This is a genomic window from Mogibacterium pumilum (assembly GCF_002243385.1).
In the GTDB taxonomy this organism is placed as follows: Bacteria; Bacillota; Clostridia; order Peptostreptococcales; family Anaerovoracaceae; genus Mogibacterium; species Mogibacterium pumilum.
Window position 1 is genome coordinate 1,743,239 of record NZ_CP016199.1, and the last position, 18,319, is coordinate 1,761,557.

Here is an 18,319-nt window from a genome sequence, read left to right on the forward strand (position 1 = left end):
CACTCGTTGCACGGTGGAAGTTGCAAAAGAAATGATATATTCGGGTACATATCAAAGCCCGTTCAATTAGAATATACACTACTTCTGCTGCTTCATCTCCATCATTTCATGAACAAACTGTTCCGGTAAGTCAGCATGAATATTGTGGCTTGATTCATAACCTGATTTAAGAGTACTGTTTTTAATTAACGCATGCACTTCTTCTGCATCTTTTTCGTCCATGGCAGATAGCAGTATTCCATTATGATCATAATAGCTCGGTGCGGTTTCCTTTGAAGGCGCAACATGAAGAATGATTGTCGGACATTCTATTTCGCTCAACATCTTTTTCTGGTCAACTCCATAAAACCAGGAAAAATCGTAAAAAGCCTCCCCGAATCGAAGATCATAGTTCCCTGTTCCGTCCTGCATATTATTCGTTAAGAATATCATTCCATTCAAACCGATTTCAGGAGGATAATACCAAACAATTGGCATTTTGCTACTATTTTCTCTGATTCTCTTGGAAAAAGGATTTTTAACTATAAAGTCCCAATTATCTTTTCCATCTTTATTAAAAAGTGATTTCATGTAAGTATGATCAAGATAATATCTCGTATAATTCTTCTCCGCTTGCTGCGACAGAAAATCATGGATTGTCTTGAACTCAAGATAAGAAAAAGTATTTTCTGCTCTAGCAGGCTCTGTAGAGAAGAAAGGTCCATCTTCAAGGAGAAGCCCTTTTACCTGTTCCTTTTCCTTTGCAGCTATTGCCGCTGATATCAAAGCACCTGAGGAATGGCCTGAAAGATATGTTTTCTCACCAATCACATCACGCATGAAGTCGATCAAATCATCACGAATAGGAATTAGCTGATACTTATCAGGATGTTTAGACGATTTTCCATGTCCGTAGCAGTCTATTGCAAAGATGTGAAAATGATTCGATAGTTTCGGTAAAACCTTCGCATAATCTTCTTTTGATACCATCTGACCGTGAATTAGTAAAAGCGGCTCCCCATTATCAGGTCCTTCTAAGTATGCTATTTCACTGCCATCAGTCGTCTTGTACACTTTTTCTGTAAATCCTAATTGCTTCCCCTTTTTCTTCATAAACCGATCATTTCCATAATCAAAGTGAAGCGTTCGATATGCAAAACCCACTAGAATCACAACTATTACAATCAAAATAACCATAATAATTTTTAATCGTTTCATACGTTTCATAATATCTTTCCTTTAATTGCCTGTAGCATCTCAGCCATTTTATCACCACTTATCAATGCTATTCCCTGATTTTGGTCACCCAGCAGGAGAATTGTGTCACCACTTTCTATATGGAACAAATTTCTTGCCTCTTTTGGAATTACAATCTGTCCTTTTGAGCCAACTTTTGCAGTCCAAGCATAAAGCCCCTGTTCGTTTTTCTCAGTTTTATTCTCATATTCCAAGTTACTATGATATTGCTTGCTTTTTTTCATATTTTATCTCCTTGAGGATTAGTATTCTTTGTTATACATTTCATACTATTTATATCATAAATTATTGCCTTGTCAAGTAAAAATATGTTAATACCACTCGACAATGCCGTAGCAATTTCATATGCTTTTTATGTTTAAAGTATTCCTACAAAAAATCACCCCGCCATTTCCTGACGAGGTGCCCTATTTTAATATATTCTTTTCATTCATCTCCTTTTATCGCAAGGCCTGATTTGAATTCCACAGCCTATTTCTCATCGTAAACCGTAATCTTTTATCATATTCATATCTGATCTGTCTATATTAGGATTTTGAATAATTTCCAATGATAAGTTTGTAGTAAAAATTGTCGGCCTACCTTTTAAGTATCTTGAGTTTATAATGTTATATACCTGTTCTCTTGCATAAGATGTATCCCTTTCAATTCCAAGATCATCTAGGATTAACAAAGGAATATTAGATAAGTTATTGATAATTTCATTTGAATCTAGCTTAAATGCTGATTTTTGTATTTGATTTATAACCTGAGATAAATTCATAATTTTAACTTTAACTTGTTTTCTTTCGATTAATTCATTTGCAATTGAACAAGCAAGATAAGTCTTTCCACTACCAACATCTCCATAAAATAAAAGTCCAACATTGTCTTTCTTCATTTGTTCAAAGCTTTTGGCATAATTATAGCATTGCATTTATGCCACCCTCTATCTGGTTATTTGTAGATGGGACCTTATCTATCTCAGCTATTAAATCTTCATCCAAGTAAGTGAACAAAGTGCCTTCTTTTACCAATCTAGAAAGAGATCTCTGTGCCTTTAAAAGTCTTTCATGCGTTGCTCTCCAGTTGCCGTTTTCATCTAGTGACCTTTGACTCAGAAACTTGTTGTGTCTTCTCATCCAATCTAAGAATTTATCTACCCATTTATCTGCTTCAGCTCTAGTTTCTAGGTGTAGCAGTCTTTTAGTAAGAGCATATAATTCAGCCCCTGCAAGGGTTTTAGGTTTTGTTGTAGTATAATCTTCTTACTTGAGAAAACACATGAAAAAGGCATCTCTGGTGCTTTGCATGAGGCCATACCTTTTTCAGGGCTTTATTAAATCCTTTTCCTCCATCTGAAACTACAAGTGCAGGCTCAGTAATCCTGGACATTAATGAGGTCCATGCATTTGCATGCTCATAGCGGCATAAGTACCAACCAAGCACATGCCTTCTGTCACAGCAAATTAAAACACAAGCATTACGGCACAGGTAAATTCCATCTACGAACACTACTGAATGCTGTTCTTCTACAACTGGCGGTAATGTCCATATATCCCAAAATTTGGAGGTTTTTCGCCTAAATGTACGACCGCCTCCAGGCATATCTTTTTGAATATCTTTGCTAAAAAGCCACTTAAGAAATATATTAAGCTGCTTAGTTAGATTATCTATTTTAGGGGAAAACGCCATCTTGCAATTACCACAAAACCACCTCTGTGTTCCTGCATTTGTCTTACCATATTTCGAGCAACAACTATTACAAACAGGGCAAATAACACGTTTCATTTTACTATCCTCCTAGAATACTATTTCTAAGGAAGATATAACCCTAATTCACCTTGAGATTTCAAGGGTTTCAGACAATTTTACCAACACGTTTTGTCCACTCTGTATCTTCTTTCAAAAAAGATATAACCGCTGTAGTCGTTGAAATTTCAACGACTACAGCGGTTTTTACCAACACGTTTTGTCCTATAACCCTATTTTTCTTTAAATTGATTTTATTGTATAGTTTAATAATTCTAATAATCCAATAACATATATACCTAATTTAGGTAATCCAAATGGACTAAATAAAAATGCTAATATTAGTGCTTCAATTACAATTTGCTTGTCTCCTTGAAAAATGCTAGCTAATCCAATTATAAAAATCAAAGTAGAAACTACGCTTAACAACGCAGTACTCAAACTTAATATGAAGGTTAAAAAAGCTATGAGCAAACTCAACACTAATCTTATCGGTAATAAAATTATTCTAATTATCCATCTCATACATACCCCTAAAAATTAAACTGGGATTCATAACAAACCCCAGTTTCATAATTAGCGTGTCCTTTAATATAATTTTGATCCTGCTGGAATATTATCATCCAACATTATTAAATTAAGTTTTTCTTCTCCGTCGTACTCACAAATTGCAGATATAATCATACCTTCTGAGTTGATTCCCATCATCTTACGAGGAGGAAGATTACAAATCGCAAGCAGTGTCTTTCCAATTAAGCTCTCTGCGCTGTAATATTCCTTAATACCAGATAAAATAACTCTTTCTTTTTCAGAACCATCATCTAATGTAAATTTCAATAGTTTTTTTGACTTTGGAACTTCTTCGCAGTTCTTAACTTTTACAACTCTAAAATCAGATTTTGAGAATGTATCAAAATCAACCATATCTTCAAATATTGGTTCTACTTTCACTTTTGAAAAGTCAATTTTTTCTGTCGTAAGTTTGTCGTAAGTTTCTTTTGACAAATCCCCATTTTCTGCCTTTTCTAAGCCTATTGGCTTCATTACTGGGAATAGCTGCACGTCTCTGATAGTTGAAGAATCAGTGAGAAGCATAACCAGTCTATCAACTCCGATTCCAAGTCCACCAGTTGGAGGCATTCCAACCTCGAGAGCATTTACGAAATCCATATCCATCGGATGAGCTTCATCGTCAAGTCCGAGGTCTAGCTCACGCTGCTGCTCGACAAATCTCTCGTACTGATCGATTGGGTCGTTAAGCTCTGAGAATGCATTGGATAGCTCCCAGCCATTGATATATGCTTCAAATCTACGAGTGATGCGTGGGTCTTTTGGATCCTTCTTTGCTAGAGGTGATACCTCTACCGGATGTCCTGTCAGGAACACTGGTCCATCGAGAAGTCCTGGAATGTCTTCGCAGTACTCATCAAACATCTCAGCGATGATTTTGCCGCGAGTCCACTTATTAACCTCTTCAGTTTCCATTCCGTATGCGATTGCACGCTCACGCGCCTCTCTATCATCCTCAATCTTATCGAAAGGAATTCCTGTAACCTTGATTACAGATTCCGTCATATCTATCTTGTTCCATGGCGGTGTAACGTCAAAAGTCTTGCCTTCATAAGAGATAATCGGTGATCCATTTACCTCCATCGCACACTTGTAGACGATCTGCTCCATGAGATCCATCATGCTCTCCTGGTTTCCGTACGCCATATAGCATTCCATAGAAGTGAACTCAGGGCTGTGATTCTTGTCCATACCCTCGTTACGGAATACCTTGCCGAGCTCATACACTCTATCGAGTCCACCGACAATTAGTCTCTTGAGCGGAAGCTCGAGAGAGATTCTGAGGTGAAGATCAAAGTCGAGCGCATTGTGGTGTGTGTTGAACGGTCTAGCATTAGCACCACCAGCGATGGTCTGTAGCACTGGAGTTTCAACCTCAAGGAAGCCATAGTCATCCTCGAGCACTCTACGAATGGTGCTCACTACCTTTGCACGCTTTAGGAATGTGTCTCTTACGTCAGAATTTACGATAAGGTCAACGTAACGCTGTCTATATCTAAGATCTGTATCTACGAGACCACTCCACTTGTCAGGAAGCACCTGTAGGGATTTAGCCTGAAGTGTTAGCTCCTGCACGTGAATTGAAATTTCATCTGTCTTAGTCTTGAACACGATGCCCTTTAGACCTACGAGGTCACCGATATCGTATGTCTTGAAAACTGTGTATTCTTCAGTTCCGATATCTTCACGCTTAACGTAGCACTGGATTCTACCCTGCTTATCCTGGATATCGAAGAATGCAGCTTTGCCCATGATTCTCTTGCTCATGATACGTCCAGCAACTGCTACTTCCTGATCTTCCATAGCGTCGTAGTTGTCCTTGATATCTTTGCTGTGAGCAGTTACATCATATGTCTCCTGCACGAATGGGTCTCTACCCATAGCACGAAGTTCCTGCAGCTTATCTCTTCTAATCTGTCGCTGTTCACTTATATCTTCTGCTGTAAGCTCCGGCTGTTCCTGCTCAGGAGTCTTTACATTGTCATTACTCATTATGATTCCGTAATCCTTTCTCACGAATTATTTAAACATACTGTCGTGCACCGCAATTTCCCCCTTTGGTGCACAGCACAAAAGTATTACTTTCTTACGTCAAGAACCTTGTACTTCGCAGTTCCATCGATGATTGGGAACTCAAGCACGTCTCCAGCTCTTGCTCCTAATAGGTGCTGTCCAACTGCAGATGCATTTGAAAGCTTACCGTTGAATGGGTCTGCCTCTGTGTTTCCTACAATTTTGTAAGTAACCTCTTCATCGTACACTAAATCGTGAAGTGTTACTGTTCTACCAGTAGCTATTACACCCTCGTCAGTCATCTCATCCTCGTCAGCGATTTTAGCTGTACGAAGCATAGCCTCGATGTTAGTGATTCTCTCTTCAGTCTCAGCCTGTGCATCCTTTGCTGCATCATACTCTGAGTTCTCGGAAATATCTCCGTATGAGATTGCCTCCTTAAGTCTCTCGGCATTTTCCTTTCTTGTTACAGTAATTAGATGCTCGAGCTCTGTCTGAAGGGCGTCATAACCCTCTCTAGTCATTTCATTATCATGTGGTGCCATTGGTCTCTTGCTCCTTTCAACCTTCTGGTATTAAATCTCGTATTTCTTTACATCTTCGCTTTCTGCCAAGTTAAGCAGTGCGGAATATTTCAGTCTAAATGTCATGATGTCACCGATTTTCACATCGCCCTCGACATCTTCGACATCGATAATAGTGTGGTCGCCCGATGCGCCTATCACCGAAGTTCCTTCCATTTCTGGAACTAAATCATCAATATCACCATAGTCAGCTCTACCGATTGCTAGTAGCGCTCTCTTGCGCATACCCCTATCTACATACTCACGCTTCTTGCCAGCAGCATCTACTCCAAGTTCTCCCTGTGGGTAGCTTGCCTTCATCTTAAGCTCTATGACTTCTGCCTTGAGTACGAATGGTGTATCTAATTCACCCATAGCTTCAAGATTATAACACAATCTTACGTCTTCGAGTGGACCAATTAAAGGACCAGCTCCAAGTCTAAGCATATTAATCTTCTCCGGCATATACCCGTGGTACACTCCGAGTAAGCTCGTTGTAGCTCCGCCAGATACGTATTCTAGTTCTCTGCCAATTTTCATTTCAACTCTTTCAGCTAGCTCGGCAAGAGCCACCATCTTATCCTCTGTCGGGATTACTGAACCATAGCAGCCCAGGTTAGTTCCAATGCCCGCTAACACGAGTCCCGGCATTTCGTTCTCTACCTTGACAGCCGTCTCAACTAGTTCATCGAGATCGAAGAATCCTTCCCTAAGGTCTCCGAGGTCTGCCATCAAGATCACCTTGTGTGTAGTATCTTTCTCAAGAGCTACCTTGTTGATAGCTTCGAGCACAACCACCTCGCTGTTAAGGCTTATATCTACAACATCAACCATCTCAGAAATCTCTGACAGCATAGGAATTCTGATCAGAAGAAGAGGCACTGCAATGCCACTCTCTTTAACCCTCTTAAGCTGGTCAAGTCTCGATGAGCCGATTAGTTTAGCTCCTCCTGCTACAAAATCCTCCGCAGTCGCAACGGTTCCGTTCGTGGCCTTGATGATACCGGCAATCTCAATTCCCTGCTCACTGCATTTGGATGAGAGCTTCTTCATGTTGTTAACCAGCTTTGCTCTGTCATGAAACAACGCTGGATACTTGTATTCTGCCATCTCGCTCATCTCACTTTCTATGACCACTTATTGTCTTCAACAAATCTTCTGATCTTTAGTCCCGTCGTCTTATCAAATTCCCTATCGCGAATGATTACATGATTGATCTTCTTGAACAGAGGCATTGTCTCGTTCTGCTTATCCACGATTCGCTCAATGTACTCCCTAATCTGTCCATCTGTCGCGTCTTCACCAAGCTCTTCAGCAAGAATTTCTTTGTTAGGTCTGATAGTTGCATAGATGCCGCGCTTCAGCGGATCATCGTTATCCTCATCTCCCCAAACCATGCATTCTTCGATACACTCATTCTTCATGAGATAGAACTCGAGTTCTTCAGGGAAAACGTTCTTGCCATTTGCCGCAATTATTACGTTTTTCTTACGGCCTGTGATATATACGTAATTCTTATCGTTCAGATATCCGAGGTCACCCGTGTGGAACCATCCGTCGATGATTACCTCATCGGTACTCTCCTGATTCTTGTAGTATCCCATCATGATGTTAGGGCCGCGGAAGCAAATCTCTCCAATTCCGTCAGCATCCTTATCCGCAATCATGCACTCAACAAAAGGAAGCAAATGTCCAGCCGACGCATCGTCGATTAGCTTTGGATCCTCCGGGTTGAGCGACACCATAGGCGATGTTTCAGTGAGTCCATACCCCTGAATCACCGTGATACCCAGGTTTCTAAAGAATCCCATGATATCTTCATCAATTGCCGCACCACCGACGATCAGTGTCTTTATACGACCACCGAAAAGCTCCGTAATCTTCTTAGTTGCAGGTTTACTCACATCTATTCCCACACGCTTTGTAAACTTGCTTAGCTTTATCAGCGTATTGAGCTGCTTCTCCTTGCCGCTCTTCTTAATCTGCCTGGTAATCTTGCTGTAGAAATTCTCATAGATTAATGGCACTGCCAGCATCAAGTGAGGCTTAACCTCCTGCAAATCCTTAACGATATACTTTAACCCCTGACAAAACGCTACCGTCGCTCCGCAGTACATCGACTCGATGAAGGTGCATGTGCACTCGTAAGTATGATGTATCGGAAGCACGGAGAAGAATACATCTCCAACTTCAATATTTAGGAAAGTCTGCGCCACCATTACGTTAGAACAGATATTTTTGTTATTAAGCATTACACCCTTGGAGGTGCCAGTTGTTCCCGATGTAAAGAGGATAATCGCCAAATCCGTATTTATGATTTCAGCATCTATGAAACTTCTGTCGCCTGCTTCAACGAGCTCGTATCCGTGCTCTCTCAACTTATGCCATGACAGCAGCCCCTTATCAGTCTTCTCATGACTATACATGCCGGCATTGATTACGAATTCAAGGTTGTTGTCATCCCTCTCCTTGATTCGCTTAAAGATATCATAGTGCTTGTCCATGGTGATGACAGCAGATAGTTCTCCACTCGTTGTCAGTTGAGATAGTTCATCCTCGTTGAGCTCCTTGTCAAGAGGTACGACTACGCCAGTTCCACCTACTACAGCGAGATAGCTCTCTGCCCATTCGTAGCAGTTCTTGCCGATTACGCCTATGTGTTTGCCCCTTAGTCCAAGCTCAACGAGGGCAGTTCCGAGCGCATTCACATCCGCGAGCACTTTGCTGTAGGATATCTCCTGAAACGGTTCGTTTTTATCGAATTTCTGAAGGAATAGCGGTTTATCTCTATAAAGCTCTGCACTCGTCTCTAATATATTCTTGATGTCTGTAACCGCGCGGCGCCAAGTGTATCTAATCACAGGATCTGTGGATTTATTGATTGCGTCCATAATCGCCTGCATTTCTTCCATCTCTCTGGCTTTAATCTCGCGGTATTCTTTTCTAATATCGCTGTTATCTGCCACTTTAGAATCTACGTCCTTTCTCGAAGTCTCTGTCATCGAATTTGTACTCATAGTTTTCTTCCTCGAATCTCTTGATCTTAAGTGTCGTTGTCTTGATAAAGTCATCTTCACGAATCTCGATTCTCTTAACTCGTTTAAAAGGCGGCATCTTTGAATTTGCTTCCTCAACAGCTTCCTTGAGTTTAAGATACTTCTCTTCGTTAGTCATACAGCCAGCATTTTCAAGAGCTTTGTAGTCAGGATACATGATCGCTGTACAAATCAGATCACCCTTAACCTCTTCACGCTTGCCGTAGACGATGACTTCGCTGATGAATTCACTCAGCAATAGGTAGAACTCAACTTCCTCTGGGAAAATATTCTTACCACCCTTAGTTACGATTACGTTTTTCTTACGTCCTGTGATATATAAGAATCCGTCCTCATCCAGGTACCCATAATCACCTGTATATAACCAGCCATCTTTGATTGCCTTGGCTGTGTTCTCAGCATCCTTATAGTATCCCATCATCACGGATGGTCCCTTACAGATAACTTCTCCGATTCCGCTCTCATCCTTATCGACTATGCGTACCTCTGTTCCAGGCATTGGCTTACCAACAGAAGCAGCCTTTCCGTATCTATCCTGGTTAACTGCGATTATAGGAGAATTCTCGGTCATACCGTATCCCTGCATCATCGGAAGCCCCATCGCTTCAAACTCTGAGATTACATTAGGATCGATTGCCGCTCCACCAGCAATGAGGATATATAGACTTTCGCCAAATATATCATGTACCGCTTTAAACAGCCTCTTGGTAGCCATTCTGTTATTTCTAAGGTCGAGCTTCATCGACATGCTGAGCGCTCTCTTGAGCTTATCAGCATTTCCGCTCTTCTCAGCCTTTGACCAGATTTTTCTGTATATATTCTCGTATATCAATGGCACACCGAGCATGATGTTGCACTTAGCCTCTACGAAGTTCTGCTGTATATACTTGAGACCCTCGCAAATTACTACTGTAGCACCCTGATAGAAGCTCGTCATAACAGTGCAAGTCATTTCATACACGTGATGCATCGGAAGTACGTCGAGTACACGACCTCCGTCTGGAATTTTTACGTATTTTGACATGTTGAATACGTTTTGAGACAGGTTCCTGTGTGAGAGCATAACTCCCTTTGCTAGTCCTGTTGTTCCTGAAGTGAACAGAATTGTCGATAAGTCCTCTGCATGAATCTCTGCATCTATATAATCGCGATTACCCTCTGCTACGATTTCACGACCCTCGGCCACGAGCTGATCCATGGTCATGAATCTATCATCAGCAAGGTATTCATCTACGTCATCTCCAGGTGCCGCCATGATGATAACCTTTTTAATTAGCGGAAGCTCTTCTAACAGCGGAGCAACAGTAGCGGTTAACTTCGTCGATGCGAACACTGCCTCTACATCGGCACGCTCCAGAAGGTTAGTAATCTCACCTTTTTCAAGGTTCCTATCGATCGGCACGATAACACCAACTCCGCATACAACAGAATAATATGACAGAACCCACCTGTGTGAGTTATCTCCGATTACCGCAATCTTGCTACCCTTGAAACCTCTAGCTACGAGAGCTGTACCAATCGCGTTCTGCTCTTCCTTGAACTCGGCATAAGTCATCGATTTGAACGGCTCCTTATGGTCGTCCTTGTACATATATGCTGCTCTATCCGGGAACCTCTGAACGGAGGTATCTACAAGCTCCTTGAGTGTCTCTACATAGTTAACATTGTATAGTTGATTTTCATATTTCTTTTTATTCATATCTGTTAGCCCATGTCCCTTTATCTATACTCTGAAAAGTGCACACACCTATCAATTTTACTATCAATTTGTATCATGAGATTTTATCATTTTTTGCGTTATATTGCAACGTTTGCAAGCCTATCATAGACGGTGCTATAATAATTCAATCAGAGACTTCTATGCCTGTTTATAATGCAGGGTAGATATCAAGACACGGAGGACTACAAATGGATTATTTACTGAATGTTGCAGGATTAGAGAGACACCTTCCTCTATGCAAAGTTTCAGACGACTTATATATTGCAGCTTTCATCATGTTCAATGACGTTGAGGTTACTGTTGCGTGTGCTAGAGAGCTACTTAAAAAAGCACCTGAATTCGACGTTATCATTACAGCAGAATCAAAAGGGATTCCACTTGCATACGAAATGGCAAGACAGGCAGGAAACAAGCCTTACATCGTAGCACGAAAAGGTCCTAAGATTTACATGGACGACCTTATCACTGTAAGTGTTGATTCTATCACCACAGACCACATGCAGACTCTATGCGTAGGACGTACGGAACGCGAGGTTATGGAAGGCAAAAAAATCCTCGTTGTCGATGATGTAATCAGCACCGGCGAGTCACTGACTGCACTAGACAAGCTGGTAAATGCTGTTGGTGGAAATATCGTCGGTCAGATGTCCGTCCTTGCAGAAGGAGAAGCTGCTGATAGAGACGATATAATTTTTCTTGAAAAACTTCCCTTGTTTGGTACAGACGGGCAAGTTATCCCGGACTGATTATTGAATATTCAACTCTGGAATTAATAAAACGGGTGCGCTTCAATTTATGCTTGCACCCGTTTTGTATTCATGCATTTCTTTGATTATTCCAGTGCGTCAATATAGATTATATAAGCTCCAGACTTTTTGCGTTGTACCAACAAAAGCCGTTTCTCTTACAATAATTGTCAATTTCTTTTGCAAGTGAAGCATCCGCTCCGTACTCTAATAGATATACTGATAAACCGTTTTTCTTAACTCTCGACAGATACTCTTTAAAATAGCGAGTTTCTTTCGCAGCTTGCTTTCCATAGCTCTTTCTTTCAAAATCTATATTTGTGAATACAGTCTCCTGATTAATACCATCAAACAGAGTATTGGCAATTTTTTCATCCATACATCTTGAAACAAAAACATCTCCGCCATTTATAAGAATTGAAAGTTTATATGACTTAAGCCCTTTCAGAATTGAGCAAAGCCCCTGAAATGTGCTGTCTGTATGATAGTGATGATAAACATCCGCATTATCTATGAAAAATCCATCAAAACCCATTTCTGAATACTTTTTACCGAGTTCATCGACAACAAATCTCTGCCACTCCGCATCAGATACATCCACCCATCGTTCATTAGGCCATTCCTTATATGTCCCCAGTGTTTTGTCTTTGAATCGGTCAAAATATGGACGATATTTCTCAATAGCACCAATATTTATATACCCATATACCTTTTTCCCAGATTTGCGAAGCATACTTATCTGATCGGCACTAAATTCAGATGGTTCAATTACTACAATCCGATAGTCACGCAGCCGTTCTATCTGTTCGTTATTGATACCTAGAAAAACCCCATATTCTCTTGATGGTTTTACTGCACATCCTGAAACAATGATAGATAGACAGAGAATTATACATAAACCATAATATAATGTTAAATTCAAACTTTTCTTTTCCATAAAGGTACTTTGATTGTATTATACGTGTTTTATATGATATTGTGATGCATTTGAGTTTTAACTACGACTTTATTGTACATGTTTCTTATTATAGTTTCCAACCAATCGCTTCAGAGCGAGCTGACACAAAATCCCTATAAATCCCTTTATCTTTCATCAATTCCTCATGAGTGCCCTGCTGTGCGATTCTGCCTTTATCGATAACATATATCCTATCAGCATTACGCACAGTTTTGAGTCTATGTGCAATCATCAATATAGTCTTCTCTTTGGTAAGCTCTTTAATCGCAAGCATGAGTTCACGCTCGTTCTCGGGATCGACATTAGCCGTAGCCTCATCAAGTATAATAATTGGCGCATCTTTCATAATAGCACGAGCAATGGATATACGCTGCTTTTGACCACCTGAAAGGCTGGCTCCTGCCTCCCCAAGAATTGTATCATACCCATCCGGAAGCTCGCTTATAAAGTCATGGCAGCAAGCTCTCTTAGCTGCATCTATGACCATATCCATCGAAGCTTCAGGTTGACCGAATCTAATATTGTTGGCAATCGTATCATGGAATAGATATACAGACTGGAACACAAAGCTGAAGTTTTCCATCAGAGAGTTCATATTATACACTCGAACATCTCTATTATCCAGTTTGACCTGCCCTGACTGCACATCCCAAAATCTTGCTATAAGATGACAAATCGTAGTCTTACCGCTTCCCGATGGACCGACAAAGGCCGCCGTGGTTTTCTCCGGAATTGAAAGACTTATATCATCGATAACCTTTCTGGTGTCATACGCAAAATCTACGTGATCCATCTCAATATTCTGTGTTTCAGTCTCAATATACTCTCCATCAATATCCATATTCTCAATAGCCAATACTGATTTCGCTTTATCAACGGAGATATCAACTGCACGAAGAAGAGCCGAAAAGTTACCTGCAGAATCAAGTGCCGCATACATCAAGAAGGATGCAATCATCATAACTATAGTAGTTTCAAGATCCATAGTTCCCGCAAAGTAGAATCGTAACGAGAGCATGCACATTGTGACTCCCGTCATCTTAATAATCCAGCTCTGCAGAGTAGTGAACGGCACAATTTTGAACTCCATGCGAATGTTTGCTCTTGACGCATCATCAATACAATTGTCAAGCTTTTTATTATTCTCTCCGATAAGCTTAAAATTCTTTGCTTCTGCAATACCCTGTATAAACTCAAGAATTTCACCGATCATCGCAGTATCCGTGTCAAGCTTTTGCTTCGACACATCAACCGAATGTCGCTGCAGTAAAGAATTAATCACAAAGAATATCAGTAATCCGACAAGAGCCACAGCTCCAATTCTAAGATCGAATATCAGCAGCAACAATGTGATTAAGCATGACTCAAGTGTGCCTCCCAGCGTCAGCATTACAACACGTGTTGCAATATCGGCCAGCAGCTCCATAGTATTAGTAGTTATACTTGTGATATTTCCAAGCGATGTCTCATTAAAATACCCCATAGGTACATAACGAAGATGTTCGGCTATCTCTATTCTCTTTCCGGCACAGGTTGTATACCCTGCAACGGTCTGCAGCATCTTGCTTCTTCGAGATACAATGCATTGAACCACCATTCCTCCAATCAAAACTGCAAGAGACAGTAAGATTGTCTTATAAGTCACATCACCGCGAACTACATCTTTCACTAATATATAGATAGCGGGAATCTTCATAGCTTGACCAATAGCCTCAATTATGCCGAGAACTATAGATTCATAATACCTTTTTTTATTTTCAGTTCCTGAGAACTCGAAGAATTTCATCAGAATTTTAAACATCAGCCTCACCTCCATCTACAGTATCTCTTGCCGATACGTGAGCGATCCACATTTTGTTATAAAGCCCTTTTTTCTCGAGGAGTTGCTCGTGAGTTCCGATATCATCAATATGTCCATCATCCACCACGATAATTTGATCTGCATCAACTATGGTAGATAGTCTATGTGCTATGACGATAAGAGTTTTCCCCTTAATCATACTGGCAATCGAGCGCTGTATAACCGCTTCGCTCTCCGGATCCGTGTAAGCCGTAGCTTCATCAAGAATAACAATCGGCGCGCCCTTTAGCATAGCTCTTGCTATAGAGATACGCTGCCTCTCACCACCGGAAAGGTGTCCGCCGGCATCGCCGACTATAGTGTCATACCCCTTTTCCAGCCTCATGATAAAGTCGTGGCAACCGCAGCGTTTCGCCGCTTCGATGACATCTTCATCACTTGCACCCTTTCGTCCCATACGAATATTATCCATGACTGAACGATTGAAGAGATAATTATCCTGAGCTACATAGGCAATCTTGGTATTATAATCATCCCAGCTCATATCCTTGATATTAACTCCGCCAAAGGTAATCTCACCGCTATCCACGTCCCACAATGCTGAAATAAGCCTGGCAATCGTAGATTTACCGGATCCTGACGGACCTACAAGTGCATTTACGCTACCCTCTTTGATAGATAGATTAACCCCATGTAGTATTTCGGTGCCTTCTTCGTATGAGAACCTGACATTTTTAATGACAATATCATTTCCCTCAGGTTGACGGATTGTCTCTTCAGGTCGCTCCATCTCCTTGCGATCAAGGATTCCCTGAACTTCGCCGAAAACAATTTCTATCTTTGCCATATCATCTGTATATGACATAACAGTTATTAGCGGTGCCAGCATGCCCACAGAGAGGATGAGTACCGTGATAAGCTCTCCTGCCGTGATTGAACCGTGCATAAAGAGAATCCCTCCAACTGGTATTATGGTTAGAATAGTTGTAGGCGTTATAGCCATACCAATTGTAAAAAATAGAATAGTAGCCTTCATCCAATCGATAAAGCAGTATGCACCGTCATGTGCAGCTTTCTCGAATTTCTCATAGGAGCTATCCGTCTTCCCAAACGCCTTGATTACCTCAATTCCGTTGATATATTCAACTGCCGTATCGTTGAGAATTTTTGTCTTTTCCACACAATCTGCCCAGCGACTTCCGGCGTTTCTAGTCATCATTCCCATGCAAAAAGCCGCCACAGGTAGTGTCATAATACTTGCAATACCCAGTTTCCAATTAATGGTAAAGATATAAACAAGAACTGCTACTGGCGCAATGAGATTAGCGGTAAATTCCGGTACAATGTGTGCAAGTGTAGTTTCAAGACTATCTACTCTCTCAACTATAATACTCTTTAGAGAACCCGACGGAATTCGTTTAACATCTCCCAGCGGCATCCTGGTAAGCTTGAAACAGAGTGCTTTTCTTATATCTCCGAGCACGGCAAAGGTTGCGGCATGTGAAAATCCTGTAGACACAGAATGCAGCAACGCCCTTAGGGTCCACAGAATAATCATCCAAATAAAATAGTTCTCATAGGCATTCCAATCCCTAACCCCATCTAGCAGTTTAACAACAATGCAGCTCATCAGGTAATATGGAATGAGGGAACAAATTACTCCCAGCAAAGCGAATATCACGGAGAAAATGTATTTACTCTTTCGTGTACTCGCAAATCGTTTGATTATAGCAAGTGCATTACTGCCTTGACGTCCTGAAGAATCATTCATGTGTTTTCCTCCTCGTATAGTATCTTTTAGATAGTTATAATTGTTTAAAAAATGATAGTAGAAATTGATAAATAGGTGTTCGTAGTCCAATCGCCAACTGTCGGTTAGTCTGAACTAACTTAGGTTTCCAAAAAAAGCGGTATCTTCGCATAGAAATATCCGCTTAAAAAATACCGCCAAATAACTCCTGCCATCCCGCAGTATAAAATCTGCGGATGAGCTCAAGCTGCATCTTAGCCTCTGAATAAGTCATATCGTGAACTATAAGCTCACGAAAAGCATTAAACATACTTGTCGCCATAATATGCTCGAATCTGTAATCGATATCCAGAAGTTCTTTAGTCTGTTCCTTAACATCACTACGGAGATCCACTTTGAATCTCTCAGTAGATTCAATTTCAATCTCGACTAATCGGTCTACAAAATCCGAAAACCTTGTTCCTTCTGATTTCAGGAGCATAAGTCTTACTTCTCTTAGATGATCATATGCATAATTTAGCATCCAGTGCATACAATCACGTGATACATCGGTCATATCCGCCTTCTGTTCGTCAAAATCTTTGCCGGCAAACGAGTCTTGAACGTCTATATAGTGCTGCATCATAGCATTATAATGCTCGCCAACGATGTCCTCAAATAGTTCCGCCTTACTGGAATAATATCCATAAAATGCTCCTGTGGTCACCCCTGCATTTCTCACAATCTGACGCAAAGATGCCCCCTGATATCCATTAAGCTCGAATTCATAGAGCGCAACTTCTATAATCTTGTGCTTGGTTTGCACTTCATCTGTAGTAAAAGGATTAGTATTCATATTGCTCCTGTAGTTAAACTACATCACCATATAACACTGTTATATAACATCGTTATATTATCAATTAGTACGTATAATGTCAAGAAAAGATTGGTGCTAAAATTAAAATTTAAAGTTCTGACTTCTTTCCCTATCAGGTGTAAGTGTAGTAGAATTGAGTTGATCCATGATGTTGATTCCTTTCGTGAATTTTTTGCTAACTTAATTCTACCAAATAATCTATCATGGATTACTTTTTTATTCAGGTGTTCAAGTTGATTTTACAATTTACCTTGAAAAGAATTGCCTATAATCCGTATATACACTTAATGCCGTTCGAAAGGAATATAAAAAATATGAGAAGAAAAGACAGAGAAATCGTAGATCTTCATAAAATTGAACAAATACTGGCAAGAGCAAGATATTTGCATCTAGGAATGTTTGATCATGAATATCCTTATATTGTTTCGCTTCATTACGGATACAAACTAGACGGAAAGAAATTGACTTTTTATGTTCATTGTGCAAAAGAAGGGCACAAGCTGGATTGTCTTCAGAAAAACAACAGCGTTTTTGTTGAAATTGATTGTGGGGAAAAGCTCATCACAGCAGACACTCCTTGCAAATATAGTGCGGAATTTGCGAGTGTTATGTGCCGTGGCAGAGCGACGATTCTTCAGAATACTGAAGATAAATGTGAGGCGCTTCGCATTCTTATGAAATTACAATCAGGTAAGGAACATGAAATCAATGAAAAAAATGGCAGATGCGGTTACGGTGATTGAAATAAATATAGATTCCTATACTGCAAAAGCCCATGTAGAAAATCTGTAGAGGGACGGGCTTCAGCAATAGTGTAGTGTCTTGCATATCGTTTTGTATAAATGGCATAAAATCAATGTTTTTATTATCAATTTTAGCCCTATCCTCCATTTTATTTCTGTTTATCTGATTTTTTGCAAGCATATTGCAAGCACATGCAAATTAAATCTTAGGAATCATAGTTGATAAGTCTGGGGTTTCGGAGAGCGGGGGGTGCGGACGTTTTTTTGGATAGCTTAGACAGCCAATCCAAGAGATCGTCTGTACTCCACAGGGCTCAAATATCCTAACGATTTCTTGATTCTTTTTTCATTATACCAATGAAGGTATTTATCTAACTCACGTGAGAATTCCTCTATGGTCACATTTTTCCAGTCCTGGTTATAGAAGAACTCATTTTTTATTCGTCCAAATAAACCTTCGCAAGCAGCATTATCTGGAGAGCACCCTTTCTGTGACATGGATCTGGTATATCCGTTTATCTCCATCCTCTCAATCCAACCCGGCCAGCGATAGTGGCATCCTCGATCTGTATGAAT

At 40.4% G+C, this 18,319-nt stretch carries 16 protein-coding genes and 1 pseudogene; 2 read left to right on the forward strand and 15 right to left on the reverse strand.

The genetic code is table 11. The features are described from left to right. Window positions 1–78 precede the first annotated feature (78 nt). The 10 genes and pseudogenes from AXF17_RS08330 to AXF17_RS08380 all read right to left on the reverse strand — a co-directional run bounded on the left by AXF17_RS08330 (window position 79) and on the right by AXF17_RS08380 (window position 10,868). On the reverse strand, window positions 79–1,206 hold the full coding sequence (locus AXF17_RS08330; RefSeq protein WP_207651557.1) for an alpha/beta fold hydrolase: 1,128 nt from the start codon (window positions 1,204–1,206) through the stop codon (window positions 79–81). Beyond that, window positions 1,203–1,460, reverse strand: a complete 258-nt coding sequence (locus AXF17_RS08335) for an AbrB/MazE/SpoVT family DNA-binding domain-containing protein (RefSeq protein WP_044567017.1) — start codon at window positions 1,458–1,460, stop codon at window positions 1,203–1,205. The genes AXF17_RS08330 and AXF17_RS08335 overlap by 4 nt, the downstream gene beginning before the upstream one ends. Window positions 1,461–1,714: 254 nt before the next feature. Continuing rightward, a complete protein-coding gene (locus AXF17_RS08340; protein ID WP_456299086.1) occupies window positions 1,715–2,116 on the reverse strand; it encodes an ATP-binding protein in 402 nt (133 codons plus the stop codon). A 25-nt stretch (window positions 2,117–2,141) separates the two neighbouring features. Beyond that, window positions 2,142–3,006: pseudogene (locus AXF17_RS09625) on the reverse strand (IS1249 family transposase); the annotation flags it as partial. A gap of 204 nt (window positions 3,007–3,210) precedes the next feature. After that, the gene (locus AXF17_RS09630) at window positions 3,211–3,492 is read right to left on the reverse strand and encodes a CD1845 family protein (protein WP_039880650.1); all 282 of its coding nucleotides are present in this window, start codon (window positions 3,490–3,492) and stop codon (window positions 3,211–3,213) included. Window positions 3,493–3,555: 63 nt separating this feature from the next. Continuing rightward, on the reverse strand, window positions 3,556–5,529 hold the full coding sequence (gene lysS / locus AXF17_RS08360; protein WP_094234780.1) for a lysine--tRNA ligase: 1,974 nt from the start codon (window positions 5,527–5,529) through the stop codon (window positions 3,556–3,558). An 86-nt stretch (window positions 5,530–5,615) separates the two neighbouring features. Then, the gene (greA, locus tag AXF17_RS08365) at window positions 5,616–6,095 is read right to left on the reverse strand and encodes a transcription elongation factor GreA (protein ID WP_094234615.1); all 480 of its coding nucleotides are present in this window, start codon (window positions 6,093–6,095) and stop codon (window positions 5,616–5,618) included. 30 nt (window positions 6,096–6,125) lie between these two features. Beyond that, window positions 6,126–7,223: an alanine racemase gene (locus AXF17_RS08370; RefSeq protein WP_237049042.1), complete on the reverse strand. Its 1,098-nt coding sequence runs from the start codon at window positions 7,221–7,223 to the stop codon at window positions 6,126–6,128. 17 nt (window positions 7,224–7,240) lie between these two features. Next, the gene (locus AXF17_RS08375; RefSeq protein WP_157682608.1) at window positions 7,241–9,130 is read right to left on the reverse strand and encodes an AMP-dependent synthetase/ligase; all 1,890 of its coding nucleotides are present in this window, start codon (window positions 9,128–9,130) and stop codon (window positions 7,241–7,243) included. Further along, window positions 9,081–10,868, reverse strand: a complete 1,788-nt coding sequence (locus AXF17_RS08380) for an AMP-dependent synthetase/ligase (protein WP_094234618.1) — start codon at window positions 10,866–10,868, stop codon at window positions 9,081–9,083. Before AXF17_RS08380 ends, AXF17_RS08375 begins: the two co-directional genes overlap by 50 nt. A 209-nt stretch (window positions 10,869–11,077) precedes the next feature. Here AXF17_RS08380 and AXF17_RS08385 point away from each other — a divergent pair, with 209 nt between their 5' ends. Next, complete coding sequence (locus tag AXF17_RS08385; RefSeq protein WP_094234619.1) at window positions 11,078–11,635, forward strand: phosphoribosyltransferase family protein; 558 nt, start codon at window positions 11,078–11,080, stop codon at window positions 11,633–11,635. Between the two features lie 109 nt (window positions 11,636–11,744). Here the strand turns inward: AXF17_RS08385 and AXF17_RS08390 are convergent, their stop codons facing one another. The 4 genes from AXF17_RS08390 to AXF17_RS08405 all read right to left on the reverse strand — a co-directional run bounded on the left by AXF17_RS08390 (window position 11,745) and on the right by AXF17_RS08405 (window position 16,979). Then, window positions 11,745–12,557 carry an endo alpha-1,4 polygalactosaminidase gene (locus AXF17_RS08390; RefSeq protein WP_237049043.1) on the reverse strand — a complete coding sequence of 271 codons (813 nt, stop codon included), beginning with the start codon at window positions 12,555–12,557 and terminating at the stop codon, window positions 11,745–11,747. Window positions 12,558–12,660: 103 nt separating this feature from the next. Continuing rightward, entirely contained in the window at window positions 12,661–14,394 is a 1,734-nt protein-coding gene (locus AXF17_RS08395) for an ABC transporter ATP-binding protein (protein ID WP_094234621.1), read from the reverse strand. Then, the gene (locus tag AXF17_RS08400) at window positions 14,387–16,165 is read right to left on the reverse strand and encodes an ABC transporter ATP-binding protein (RefSeq protein WP_094234622.1); all 1,779 of its coding nucleotides are present in this window, start codon (window positions 16,163–16,165) and stop codon (window positions 14,387–14,389) included. The genes AXF17_RS08395 and AXF17_RS08400 overlap by 8 nt, the downstream gene beginning before the upstream one ends. A 163-nt stretch (window positions 16,166–16,328) precedes the next feature. Next, the gene (locus AXF17_RS08405) at window positions 16,329–16,979 is read right to left on the reverse strand and encodes a TetR/AcrR family transcriptional regulator (RefSeq protein WP_094234623.1); all 651 of its coding nucleotides are present in this window, start codon (window positions 16,977–16,979) and stop codon (window positions 16,329–16,331) included. 335 nt (window positions 16,980–17,314) lie between these two features. Here AXF17_RS08405 and AXF17_RS08410 point away from each other — a divergent pair, with 335 nt between their 5' ends. Beyond that, window positions 17,315–17,743 carry a pyridoxamine 5'-phosphate oxidase family protein gene (locus tag AXF17_RS08410; RefSeq protein WP_157682609.1) on the forward strand — a complete coding sequence of 143 codons (429 nt, stop codon included), beginning with the start codon at window positions 17,315–17,317 and terminating at the stop codon, window positions 17,741–17,743. Window positions 17,744–18,016: 273 nt separating this feature from the next. On the opposite strand, the gene AXF17_RS08420 is transcribed toward AXF17_RS08410, so the two are convergent. Continuing rightward, on the reverse strand, window positions 18,017–18,319 hold a 303-nt coding region (locus AXF17_RS08420; RefSeq protein ID WP_157682639.1), incomplete at its 5' end, for an IS3 family transposase.

What these genes read in the sequence shown, in the direction of transcription:
- AXF17_RS08330 (WP_207651557.1), bottom strand. Translation starts at nt 1,206, where the DNA reads ATGAAACGTATGAAACGATTAAAAATTATTATGGTTATTTTGATTGTA.
- AXF17_RS08335 (WP_044567017.1), bottom strand. Translation starts at nt 1,460, where the DNA reads ATGAAAAAAAGCAAGCAATATCATAGTAACTTGGAATATGAGAATAAA.
- AXF17_RS08340 (WP_456299086.1), bottom strand. Translation starts at nt 2,116, where the DNA reads ATGAAGAAAGACAATGTTGGACTTTTATTTTATGGAGATGTTGGTAGT.
- AXF17_RS09630 (WP_039880650.1), bottom strand. Translation starts at nt 3,492, where the DNA reads ATGAGATGGATAATTAGAATAATTTTATTACCGATAAGATTAGTGTTG.
- lysS (WP_094234780.1), bottom strand. Translation starts at nt 5,529, where the DNA reads ATGAGTAATGACAATGTAAAGACTCCTGAGCAGGAACAGCCGGAGCTT.
- greA (WP_094234615.1), bottom strand. Translation starts at nt 6,095, where the DNA reads ATGGCACCACATGATAATGAAATGACTAGAGAGGGTTATGACGCCCTT.
- AXF17_RS08370 (WP_237049042.1), bottom strand. Translation starts at nt 7,223, where the DNA reads ATGGCAGAATACAAGTATCCAGCGTTGTTTCATGACAGAGCAAAGCTG.
- AXF17_RS08375 (WP_157682608.1), bottom strand. Translation starts at nt 9,130, where the DNA reads ATGAGTACAAATTCGATGACAGAGACTTCGAGAAAGGACGTAGATTCT.
- AXF17_RS08380 (WP_094234618.1), bottom strand. Translation starts at nt 10,868, where the DNA reads ATGAATAAAAAGAAATATGAAAATCAACTATACAATGTTAACTATGTA.
- AXF17_RS08385 (WP_094234619.1), top strand. Translation starts at nt 11,078, where the DNA reads ATGGATTATTTACTGAATGTTGCAGGATTAGAGAGACACCTTCCTCTA.
- AXF17_RS08395 (WP_094234621.1), bottom strand. Translation starts at nt 14,394, where the DNA reads ATGTTTAAAATTCTGATGAAATTCTTCGAGTTCTCAGGAACTGAAAAT.
- AXF17_RS08400 (WP_094234622.1), bottom strand. Translation starts at nt 16,165, where the DNA reads ATGAATGATTCTTCAGGACGTCAAGGCAGTAATGCACTTGCTATAATC.
- AXF17_RS08405 (WP_094234623.1), bottom strand. Translation starts at nt 16,979, where the DNA reads ATGAATACTAATCCTTTTACTACAGATGAAGTGCAAACCAAGCACAAG.
- AXF17_RS08410 (WP_157682609.1), top strand. Translation starts at nt 17,315, where the DNA reads ATGAGAAGAAAAGACAGAGAAATCGTAGATCTTCATAAAATTGAACAA.